Here is an 11,237-nt window from a genome sequence, read left to right on the forward strand (position 1 = left end):
CGCATGGACGCCTATTCGCTCAGGTGCGCGCGAATAGGCGCAGGCCACCCCGAGATGTCGAGTCCGAATGTACGCAGCATCGCCAGCGCGATCCGTTCCATGCCGAAGCCGACGCACGCGCTGTGTGCGACCTCCCCTGTCGCTGTCATGATGCCGAACGTCTCACCGAAATGGTCCTGGTGGCAGTTGCATGAAACAACTGCGGTTCCGCCGTCGAGGTCGCCGTAAAGCCGCACCACCAGTTCGGTTTTCAGGTTCTCTTCGCGCTGATTGGCGGCGAGCATCTTGCCGACGCGTCCGAAGAACGGGTCGTTGGCTGCCTCGGCGTGCGCCGTCAGACCCAGGTCGGCGAGAACTTGGAGCCCGCGGTCGATCCATAGGTCCCGATGATCGCGTGCACTTTGTGCTGAACCGACGCGGACGAACTCGTGCATACGGAAAGCCTGCATCCGCGCTGGGTCTATGGCGGGTTCGTGCCGAAAGCAGTAGCCATACACGTCGAGGAGAACCTCGTCGGCGGGCAGGGTTCCGGTGAGCGTGGCATAGCTGGGGTGACATGCGGCCGACACCAGCATCGTTCCCGCCGATGCAAGGTGGTGGTCCCAGTCGATTCCGGCCTCGCGGTCGGCAAGCAGTGCCCGATGGGCTTTGTTGTCGCCGTCGAATGTGGAAATCGCGCCGGTGAGGTTGGGAAATGACGCAATGTAGTCGGTCTTTTCGAATGCTGTTCTCGGAAAGACCGGTGGAAAACGCATTTTCACGGGGCGGTTGCCGTGCGCGGCGGCTCCTGCTTTGAGTACCAGTCGATCGACAGCGTCGATGATCTGCTCGAAATCGGCGCCCCGGCCATAGAGCCCGTCGATGCCGGTCGGTATGAGCAGGCCGGCCGATACGAGCGCGTCCCGAAATGCTGCGCGCTCACGGTCGAGGTCTGACCCCTCGCCCACCGAATCTGCCGTCAGGGACTGCGGCGACGCGCTCATCTCAGATACCTCTCTGAGCCAGCACCAGGTGCGCATTGTTGGCCCGTATTCGATCGTTGGAGACCATCAGCTGCGGACCGAACGAGTCTCTGAGCAGCCGGCCCATCGACGCCGGGTGATCTTCGCGGTAGCCGCTGATCCCGCATAGCGCCAGTGCACCTGCGACCACGTCGACCACGGCAACGGACGAATCGAGCTTCAGGTTGTTCAGCGCGAATGTGAATCCGACAGTTGGCTCGGGCTCCCCTGTTGCCAGGAAGGTCTCGTACCGGGCCACTTCTTGTGTGACAGACGATGCGAACCTCTGATGAATGACCATGAGGTCGGCAAGTTTGGCGGCCTGAGGCGGCGTGGAATTGCCTGCCTTGCGGGCAGCGGCACGAACTTGTTTGCGAGCCTTTGCAATGGCTGCGTCGGCGATACCGAGCCACACCGAAGCCCACAGGGTATGGGAGGTGGGCAACATGGTGTGCGCGGAGATCGTCGCGTATTCAGCAGGAACCACGTTGGTGGCCGCGGTGCGGGTACGCAACAGAAACCCAGGACTACAGGTGCCCCGAAACCCGAGGACATCCCAGGTCCCGACTTTCTCGAGCTCGGTATCCGATTGGGGGCACACCACCAGCACCTGGTCGGTGGGCGCACTGTCCGGTGAACGTCGCGCAGTCGTGCAGATGTAGTCCGCGTACTGGCCGTAGGAGATGACCGGTGCATTCTTTTCGAGAATGATGTGGTCACCGTCGGCGACCACCGCGCAACTAGACGTCCGGACATCACCGCCGGTCGAGATCTCGGTGGTGGCAGAAGCCAACAAGGATTCTTCATTCGCAATTTTGCGTGTCAAATCGCCGAGGTCTCCGCCGGACCCGTGCCAGCGCAGACTGAGCGCTTGGGTGTGATGCATCGCGAAAACCATTCCGGCTGAACTACATGCCGATCCCAGAGCACGGGCGATGGCTGCCAGCTCGGTGATCGAGGCGGACTTGCCGCCGAGATTGTCCGGAAGTGAGCAGGACAGCAGCCCGGCCGAACGCATCGCATCCACGGCTTCGGAAGGAAACCGGGAGTTCCGGTCGACGTCGTCAGCGGCGGCTGCAGCGGCGGCAACTGCGGCCGATGCATCAGGGCGCGCACTATCGGAAACGATTGGGGCGGAGGTGGTCGTCACGGATTCGTCCTAAGTCGGCTTGCGCAAGTGTTCGTTAGCCGGGGTTCCCGTGGCACACTACACTAACGTGAAACTGTTGAGCGGGGTCGCATGGATTCACCCGAAAGAGTAACCCTGACCACAGGCCGCTCGCTTGTCATCACACATGACAGTCGCCAGACTCCATCCGCCAGACGTAAGGACGCTCTCGTATGCAATCCCGGATCCGCGAAATACTTGCTTCCCACGGCAAAATGGCAACGGATCCGACTTCCGTCGAATCCTCAGCCGACCTCTATGAGCTCGGCCTGACGTCCCACGCGAGTGTGAACGTGATGCTCGCACTCGAGGACGAGTTCGACATCGAGTTTCCCGACGAGGATTTGAAGAAGGCGACGTTTTCGTCCGTGGACAACATCGAGGCCGTTGTTTCCCGACTGTCCGGTGAATCAGTGTGAGTTCCATCCCGAACGCTGATCTGCACTCGATATCCGCGCTCGACCCGCGTTCCTATCAACCGCATTTCAGCCATTCGACGGAAACCCGGATCTGGCGTGAGACCAATTGCTACGTCGATTTGTGGATCGAGACGTTGCACGCCCTGGGCCACGACCCGGTTGCTTCTTTCGCCTCAGCACTTTCCGCTGATCACGATGGCGAGCAGTGGACGTTTCTGAAGATGGAACAGTCCGACCTACGCGTTCTGTACGGGCTCGAGGTCACCGAGGACACTGTATGGCGACCGATTCTCGACACCGTCGAGAGTGGCCCCGCACGAAACCTCTTGCACACAGTCGAAGTGGACAGCTGGTGGCTCCCGGACACCGCGGGCACCGACTACCGCAGCAGTCACGTCAAGACCACCATCGTTCCTGCTCGCGTAGATCGTGATGCGCAGTCGATGGTCTATTTCCACAACGCCGGCCTGTTCGAGCTCGACGGGGACGACTTCGTCGGAATCTTCGGCTTGGGTGACCAGCCCGAAGCTCTGCTGCCGCCCTACGTCGAGCAGATCCGCTACTTTCCCGGCAGGGTGCAGCCCGATGCGCTCCTGACCGTCGTCCGCGAGCATCTCTCGCGTCGCGCCTCCGGCGATCCCATGGCGCGGCTTGCCGATTCGATCCGTGATGCGGTCACGTGGCTCCCCGAACGCGGACTCGAGACGTTTCACCAGTGGGCATTCGCGACGTTGCGGCAATGCGGGGCATCCGCCGAACTCGCGGCCGATCTCGCGACACTCCTCGGCTCGGGACCGGCGCCCGCAGCGGCAGTGGCAGCTGAGCCCTTTCTCCAGGTTGCCCAGGGCGCCAAAGCTGTTCAGTTCAAACTGGCGAGGGCGGCTCGCGGCAGGAAGGTCGACGTCGACGCCGCGATGGCCGAGATGTCGGAGTCGTGGGCGAAGGCACTGGACCTCGTTTCGGACGCGGTGGAGTAAGGGTGCTCACCGACTGTCGGATGGTCGCAACAGCAGCGGACGAGTTCGATGACCCTGCAGCGATTCCGCAATCGAGGCATGGGACATCCATACCCAACGGCACGCTCGGAGTGGTCGCTCGGCAGGCCGGATGGGATGCCCTCCTGGCACCCCACGGCACGGACATCGACGATGCCGATTGGTGGATGTTCGCGTCTGTCAACGCGACTCGACCGCTTCGAATCCATTTTGCGGGGCTGACGTTCCCGGCGACCATTTTCGTCGATGGCCAACCCGTTGCCGAAGTGGAATCCATGTTCCTACCCGTCGATCTACCCGTGCCGGGGGTGAACACGAGATCGCCATCCGCTTCGGTTCACTGGCACGATGGCTCAAGAAGCGGCGGCCCCGCGGCCGCTGGCGCTCGAATCTCGTTGCCCAGCAAGGTATGCGCTGGGCACGAACCACACTGATGGGTCGCTCTTCGGCGTATTCGGGCGCACCGGCACCGGTCGGGGTCTGGCGCCCTGTGCACGTAGTTGGTGAGATTGCGGTCGAAACTCTCGACATCCATTGCGACGCGGCCGATGGCCGGGTACAGATCTCGGGGCGGTGCATCGGAGTCGACGGCGATCCGGCGGGCGGAGTCACCGTGGAAGTCCGCATCGACCGGGACGGCGCGGTTTTCGACTCCGACGAGTTCATGGTTGCCGCCGATGGAACCTTCGAGGGACACCTGACCGTAGATGAACCCGATCTGTGGTGGCCACGTGGCTACGGTGACCAACCCCTGTACGACGTCACCGTGATGGTGGGCACGGAGACCACCACGCGACGGGTCGGCTTTGGTTCGGTTCGGTCCTCATCGTCGTTCGGTGACGGTTTCACCCTGTCTTACAACGGAATCGAGATCTTCTGCCGCGGCGCTATATGGACACCGCCTGAGCCCGTGGCATTCCAAGCCGAAGCGTCCTCGATCCGCAACGTGCTGGCGGAACTCGCATCTGCGGGGGCAAACATGGTGCGCATCCCCGGCGGAACGGTGTACGAACAGGAAGAGTTCTTCGCGGCGTGCGCCGAATTCGGCATCCTGGTGTGGCAGGACGCGATGCTGGCGACGTTCGACCCTCCTGAGGAGCTGACGTCGATCATCGTCCGGGAGCTCGCGTCGACACTGGGAGCGGTAAGCGGCAATCCCGCGCTCGCGGTGGTCAGCGGCGGTAGCGAAACCGTGCAGCAACCAGAGATGCTCGGCTTGCCGGCGGATTCCCGGCACTTGGATCTGATCGACACCCATCTCGCGGCGATCGCAGGGTCGCGTCAGGTTCCCTACGTACCATCGAGCCCTGCAGCACCCCCAGGGTCCGGCCAATTGGCGATTCGACCGGATACTGGTGTGGCGCATTGGTTCGGTGTCGGCGGATACATGCGGCCGGTGGACGACGTCCGCACCGCCGGAGTCCAATTCGCGGCGGAGACACTGGCTTTCTCGATCCCTCCGTCGGCAGGTGCCATAGAACGCCACTTCGGGTCGTCAGCCGTCGCGGGGCATCATCCGAGCTGGAAGTCGGGAGTTCCCCGCGACAAAAACGCGTCCTGGGACTTCGAGGATGTTCGAGATCACTACGTCCGCGAGATCTTTTGCGTCGACCCGCTGCAGCTCCGACGTGTCGATCCCGACCGGTACCTGCAAATGGGGCGCGTCGCTGTCGCGGCCGCGATGACCGAGTGCTTCAGATACTGGAGACGCCGGGATTCGGGTTGTGGTGGAGGCCTGGTACTCGCTGCGAAAGACCTTGCCGCGGGCGCAGGTTGGGGTCTGATCGACGTGGACGGGGATGCCAAACTTCCCCTACTCGCTCTCGCCAGGTCATGGCAGCCGATCGCGGTGATGGTGTCCGATGCCGGACTGAGCGGTCTGCGCATCGACGTCGCCAACGACGCCCCCTCCCCCATCACCGGGCGTGCGTCGCTGACAGCGACCAATGCGGCCGGCCAGATCGTCGCCGAAGGCGCTGTCACGATCGAGGTGCCCGCCCACTCAGGCTCGACGCTCGGCGACCCCGACCTCACCGGTGTGTTCCGAGACCTCACACATGCCTACAAGTTCGGCCCAGCGATGGCCCAGGCCGTGCAGGTGGAGATCACCGACGGCGCCGACCTACATCGACGGGATGTTCTTGTGCTCCAACCCCATCAGGCGCCGGTGCGATGCACCCTGCGCGCCACTGCATCACAGGGACCTGACGGCAGGTGGGGACTCGACGTGACATCGGACGCCGCGCTGAGGTGGGTCGAGATCGACACACCGGGATGGCGTCCGGCCGACAACTACTTCCACCTCGCTGCCGGCCTGCCCTATCGGGTCGCAATCGAGGGCACCGGAAGTGACGTCCCTGCGGGCCGGGTGTCGTCCATCGACGCCACAACCACCACCACGATCACGGTGTCGCATGCGTGACGAACCGCGTATTGCACTGGTGCACGAGAGGCTGACCGAGGTCGCCGGCTCCGAACATGTCGTGGAGCAATTGGCCACCGAGTGGCCGGACGCGACGCTGCACGTACCCTTTGCGGATCCGGCGGCGGTGGCCCCGATCCTGCAGGGCAGGGTGCGTACCAGTCCACTGGACGGGGTCTACAGGGCTGCAGGCCGCAGGAGCTACGCCCCGTTGTTACCGTTCGTGCCCACCGTGCTGCGGCACACAGACTTCGGTGATGCCCAGGCCCTCATCATCTCGCACCACGCAATGGCGTTGTCTGCCGTCCACAGTGCTGGAGGGATTCCGAGCATCGCGTACGTGCACTCCCCGGCGCGGTGGGCATGGGACCCGGCAATGCGTGCCGGTGAGGCCTCGGGCATTGCCGGCAAATCCGCCTTGTCGGTACTCGCCGCCGTCGCCCGCAGGTCTGAATCCAGCGCGGCGCCGCAGATCACCACGGTGGTCGCGAACAGCACCGAGGTCTCTGCACGCATCAAGCGGTGGTGGAATCGCGATTCTGTGGTCGTGCATCCCCCCGTCGACACCGTTCGCTACTCGATGGACAGCTCCGTCGAGCGAGAGAACTTCTTTCTGTTGGCAGGCAGGCTGGTTCCCTACAAGCGGCCGGAGATCGCGATCCTCGCAGCGAAAGCCGCGGGAGTGAAGCTCGTCGTCGCCGGAACCGGTCGACTCGCCGAAGAATGCCGGCGGATTGCTGGGCCTGAGACCACCTTCCTCGGGCGCGTCAGCGATGAGACGATGCTGCGGTTGCAACGAAGTGCCCGGGCGCTGATCATGCCCGGCGTCGAGGACTTCGGAATCGTTCCCGTGGAGGCCATGGGCTGCGGAACACCTGTCATCGCGGTCGACGAAGGTGGCGCGCTGGACACGGTCATTCCCGGCCTCAGCGGCCAATTGGTCCGCAATGCAGACGATCACGAGCTCGTCGCCGGATTAGCCGCGACCCTCGCGTCCTTCAATCCCTCCGGGTACGACCATCGCGCGATTTCCACGCACGCACAAACGTTCTCCCGGGCCGCTTTTCGCCGGTCCATGCGTGAACTGGTCGACAAAGTGATCTGATGGACCCCAGTGCTCTGATGGACCTCCCCTCGAACTGCCGCACCGGATGCGATCTGGTCAGCCTCCACGACATCGACGAATCCGTGGCGTCGTTCGGCGACCGGTTTCTCGCCAGGGTGTTCACGGATCGGGAACTCGCCTACTGCGCCGGTACGCAGCAGCGACAACGACTTGCCGCACGCTTTGCCGCCAAGGAGGCGATCGTCAAGGCCCTGGCGCTGCCGGACATCGCGACGCCTCTGCGTGAAATCGAGGTCGTCAACGACCCGGCCGGCCCTCCTCGTGTAGTCCTGCACGGTTCTATCGCCACCGAGGCTCGGGCCCAGCACTGGTCATCGGTCTCGGTATCCCTGTCGCATACCGATTGTCACGCAATGGCGGTGGTGGTCGCGATGGTCACGGACAACGATGCATTCGAGCAGCAGCACGGGTAAAGAGATGTTAATCTCAGCGCGCACAGTACCGTGCCCGCCGCTAGGAGAAGCGCTTGAAAACCGTTCGCTGCCCTTCAGTCGATGAGTTCGAGCTGGCTCTTTCGCCGGTCGATCCCGATTGGATTCTCGACGGGGCGCCCATTGCGAAATCGCGGGAATGGGCAACGAGTTCGGACGGCACCGTCACCATGGCCATGTGGAGTTGCACCGCCGGGACCTTTCGCTGGAACTTCACGTGCGACGAGCTGGTGCACATACTCGAGGGCGAAGTCGTTGTCACCAATGCCGACGGCTCCGTGTTCACCTTGCGTCCCGGCGACGCGGTCCTGTTCCCCGCGGGTTCGTGGACCACGTGGCACGTGCCCGAGTTCGTACGAAAATACGCCGTTCTGAGGTCCCCGGTTCCCAGGCCCGTTCGGATGTTCTGGCGAGGGCTCTCGCGTGCCAAAGCGATGACGCGTGGCCGCTCAGCGGGAAACGGCCAGGCGGCCGCCCTGCACAGCCCCACTCTGTAACGCGGAGGGCATCGATTCCGAAAAGCTCACGTGGGCTCAGCAGTGGATGACACCAACGGATACGCTGGCTTCCATTACTCCCGGGGCGACAACAGGTCGCGACTGGGTCTGAGCACACCGAGGCTAAGAGACGCACGATGCTGCCTTTGATTTCGTCACGCTTGGACGCGTCCAAGAGTCAGACAGGTAAGCCGGCGCCATCTCGCCGCAAGTACTTCTTCAGTCGCCGCCGTACCGACGTACTCTTGTTGGTTCTCGACTTCATCACCGTCGCAGCCGGTCTCATCGCGTTTTCCGAATCGGTCGCTGCGGCTCTTGCCGGAGCCGCTCTCATCGCGGTGATGATCGAGATCTCGGGGAACTATCGTTCCCAGATCACCCTGTCTGCACTCAATGTCATGCCACGGTTGGCAGCCATCAGCATCATCGCGGCCTTCGTGGTGACCGTCGCGTTCGAGTTCGATGCCCAGATACAGCGCGCACTGCTGCTGTCGGTCTACGTGTTCGCGATCCTTTTTGTCGTTCGCCTTGTCTACTACGCGATCCGGCGGAGACGACGCAGACGATCTCCACACTCACGAAGCCGAACAGCCATCGTCGGAGGCGGGGTGGTCGCCGCAGAACTGGTGGAGAGCATCGCGGAGTTCCCCGAATTGGGCCTGGAACCCATCGTCGTCGTCGACACCGATCCCATGTTCGGTACCGACCACCTCCAGGTTCCGGTCATCTCGGGCCGACCTTTGCGACACATCGTCGAAACCGAGCAGATCGACACCGTCATCGTGGCCTTCCGCAACGTTCCGGATTCCACGTTGGTGTCGCCGCTTCGCGAATGCGACGGCCTCGATTGCGAGATCTTCATCGTTCCGCGGCTTTTCGAGTTTGTTCACCTGACCTCCGACATGGACAGAATCCACACCGTTCCTCTCATCAGGGTTCGCCGGCACATCTATCGCACCTGGTATTGGCACTGCAAGCGTCTGTTCGACTTCGCCAGTGCCGCCGGCGCGCTGCTCGTGTTGTCACCACTGCTGGCCGTAACAGCGCTTGCGGTGAAGCTGTCCGATGTCAGTTCGCCAATCATCTTCAGCCAGGTGCGAGTCGGCAGGAACGGTGAGGAGTTCACTCTCTACAAGTTCCGCTCGATGCGTCCGATCGCGTCATCGGAATCAGACAAGGACTGGAACCCGAACAAAGTCAGCCGGGTCAATCTGGTCGGCAAACTGATCCGTAAGACCTCGATCGATGAACTGCCGCAGCTGTGGAATGTGGTTCGTGGCGACATGTCGTTGGTGGGACCGCGGCCCGAAAGACCGCATTTCGTAGACCAATTCAAGGATTCTGTTCCGTCGTACCGCGACCGCCATCGCGTGAACGTCGGCCTCACCGGATGGGCGGCGATTCACGGGCTGCGCGGCGACACCAGCATCGATGACCGCGCGATCTACGACAACTTCTACATCGAGAACTGGTCGGTATGGCTCGACATCAAGATCATCATCCTGACCCTGCGCGCCGTTGTCGGCGGTACTGGGTCTTGATCGAGACCTGAAAGCGGCGCGAGTCAGCGCGCTCGTGTCAACCGGCGGGGCGCAGGGTTGCTGCCGAAGACGACGCTGTGTCCGCCACCCGCAGACTTCGCCTGATACATCGCGGTATCGGCTGCACCGATGATCTCCTCAGCCGTGCGTTGATCGCCCGGATTCACTTCGACGATGCCTACGCTGGCCCGGATGCGGAGCAGACGGCCCTGAATGATCACAGGCTCGACCAACGCGTCGTGAACCCGGTCGGACAACGCAGCGACCTTGTCGTCACCCGAGACACCCGACAGCACTGCGACGAACTCGTCACCACCAAATCGTCCGACGATGCCGTATTCGTTCAGGATGCCGCGCAGGCGGTTTGCCGCAGTCACCAGAGCAACGTCGCCGCCACCGTGACCCAGCGAATCGTTCACCTGTTTGAGGCTGTCGAGATCGATGAACATCACGACCGTCGACTCGGCTGGTTCGCACCGCTGGGAGTTCGCGACCACGTCGTTCAGTCGGCGCATCACGCAGGCACGGTTCGGCAGCTCGGTCATCATGTCGTGGTCGGCGGCGTACTGGAGCATCGCACGGCCCACGTGCTGTGCGGTGACATCAGTGAACGAGGCAGCGATTGCCGAGTTGGCCGGGTCCGCCGGGTTCACCAGGCCCACGTTGCACGTGACCCACACCCGCTGACCATCGGTGCGGTCGAAGCCGACGACCATGCCGGCTACTGCACGCCCCGTGCGCGCAACGATTTTGTCCGGGTGATCTTCGGGCGCGAGCTCGCGGCCATCGGCGTCGACGAGGGGGAAATGATCGTTTGCGTTTCCAGGGCTTCCGTCGCTGCGGATATCGAGTTCGAATATCCGCCTCGCGCTTGCATTCGCAGCTTGCAATTCGCCATTTGCGGAAATGACCAGGACGCCGGTGCCCAGCGAGTCCACAACCGAGGTGAAATCAACGGCGGTTGACTCGCCGTCATTTCTCTTGGCCTCGAACATCCCGCCTCCACGCTGTAGTGAGCGCCTGCTATGCAACAGGAACGAGCATGCGGTTCATTCGGTGGCTACGCAAGGCGGCGACCTGGGACATTACGAATAGCAAAGATGATCTTAACGTTCAGATCGGATCGGGAAGTGCCCGGTTTGGGCTCGATCCCTACCCCGCAGTAACCTGCTTCACTCATTTTCCGACCCGGTCGGGGAATACCTCACCGGCCAGACGGCGTCCGTGTGATTAAAATCACACCTAGTGCGGGGGTAATCCACGATAGCAAAGGCCGTCGTCCCACATATCGGGAAGCTGGAGCCCTCTGAAACGATCGAACTTTCTTTGACACCTGCCCAAAGTTGCTGTCACAGCATTGGTCTCGTCAAATCTGCCGGAACCGCGGACCGGCGGAATTTGCGGGCGCAAGCCAGAGGGTCATCGCGGCGCCCGATGTGCCGACAGCACGCCCGAAACGACCTGCCGTCAGGACGCCCAGGGGTGCGAGTAGGTGCTGTGTGATCGGGAAGCGTGGACATCCGCTCGCTGTTCACGGAGTCGGACGGCGCCGCCGAATATGAACGCAAGCACCACTGCGACGATCATCCACGCCAGCACGGCGAGGGTTATCCAGAATGCGATCATTCAATCAGTGT

At 62.7% G+C, this 11,237-nt stretch carries 11 protein-coding genes; 7 read left to right on the top strand and 4 right to left on the bottom strand.

The features are described 5' to 3' along the window. Window positions 1-11 precede the first annotated feature (11 nt). On the bottom strand, window positions 12-983 hold the full coding sequence (locus MVA47_RS23385) for an amino acid--[acyl-carrier-protein] ligase (RefSeq protein WP_247210060.1): 972 nt from the start codon (window positions 981-983) through the stop codon (window positions 12-14). 1 nt (window position 984) lies between these two features. Continuing rightward, window positions 985-2,151 (bottom strand): acyl-CoA dehydrogenase family protein, encoded by a 1,167-nt coding sequence (locus tag MVA47_RS23390; protein ID WP_247210061.1) that lies wholly within the window; start codon window positions 2,149-2,151, stop codon window positions 985-987. Between the two features lie 191 nt (window positions 2,152-2,342). On the opposite strand from MVA47_RS23390, the gene MVA47_RS23395 reads away from it, so the two are divergent. The 7 genes from MVA47_RS23395 to MVA47_RS23425 all read left to right on the top strand — a co-directional run bounded on the left by MVA47_RS23395 (window position 2,343) and on the right by MVA47_RS23425 (window position 9,600). Next, complete coding sequence (locus MVA47_RS23395) at window positions 2,343-2,588, top strand: acyl carrier protein (RefSeq protein ID WP_281504865.1); 246 nt, start codon at window positions 2,343-2,345, stop codon at window positions 2,586-2,588. Continuing rightward, the gene (locus MVA47_RS23400; protein ID WP_247210063.1) at window positions 2,585-3,565 is read left to right on the top strand and encodes a DUF1839 family protein; all 981 of its coding nucleotides are present in this window, start codon (window positions 2,585-2,587) and stop codon (window positions 3,563-3,565) included. The genes MVA47_RS23395 and MVA47_RS23400 overlap by 4 nt, the downstream gene beginning before the upstream one ends. A 508-nt stretch (window positions 3,566-4,073) precedes the next feature. Further along, window positions 4,074-6,005 (top strand): glycosyl hydrolase, encoded by a 1,932-nt coding sequence (locus MVA47_RS23405; protein ID WP_247210064.1) that lies wholly within the window; start codon window positions 4,074-4,076, stop codon window positions 6,003-6,005. Beyond that, the gene (locus MVA47_RS23410; RefSeq protein ID WP_247210065.1) at window positions 5,998-7,110 is read left to right on the top strand and encodes a glycosyltransferase; all 1,113 of its coding nucleotides are present in this window, start codon (window positions 5,998-6,000) and stop codon (window positions 7,108-7,110) included. The genes MVA47_RS23405 and MVA47_RS23410 overlap by 8 nt, the downstream gene beginning before the upstream one ends. Next, entirely contained in the window at window positions 7,110-7,544 is a 435-nt protein-coding gene (gene acpS / locus MVA47_RS23415) for a holo-ACP synthase (protein WP_247210066.1), read from the top strand. The genes MVA47_RS23410 and acpS overlap by 1 nt, the downstream gene beginning before the upstream one ends. Before the next feature lie 53 nt (window positions 7,545-7,597). Next, window positions 7,598-8,059 (top strand): cupin domain-containing protein, encoded by a 462-nt coding sequence (locus tag MVA47_RS23420; RefSeq protein WP_247210067.1) that lies wholly within the window; start codon window positions 7,598-7,600, stop codon window positions 8,057-8,059. Window positions 8,060-8,205: 146 nt separating this feature from the next. Beyond that, complete coding sequence (locus tag MVA47_RS23425; RefSeq protein ID WP_247210068.1) at window positions 8,206-9,600, top strand: sugar transferase; 1,395 nt, start codon at window positions 8,206-8,208, stop codon at window positions 9,598-9,600. A 23-nt stretch (window positions 9,601-9,623) separates the two neighbouring features. On the opposite strand, the gene MVA47_RS23430 is transcribed toward MVA47_RS23425, so the two are convergent. Together MVA47_RS23430 and MVA47_RS23435 are read right to left on the bottom strand one after the other, a co-directional pair. Then, the gene (locus tag MVA47_RS23430; RefSeq protein WP_247210069.1) at window positions 9,624-10,595 is read right to left on the bottom strand and encodes a GGDEF domain-containing protein; all 972 of its coding nucleotides are present in this window, start codon (window positions 10,593-10,595) and stop codon (window positions 9,624-9,626) included. 472 nt (window positions 10,596-11,067) lie between these two features. After that, a complete protein-coding gene (locus MVA47_RS23435) occupies window positions 11,068-11,226 on the bottom strand; it encodes a hypothetical protein (protein WP_247210070.1) in 159 nt (52 codons plus the stop codon). Window positions 11,227-11,237: the final 11 nt, after the last annotated feature.

The organism is Williamsia sp. DF01-3 (assembly GCF_023051145.1).
Classification (GTDB): Bacteria; Actinomycetota; Actinomycetes; order Mycobacteriales; family Mycobacteriaceae; genus Williamsia.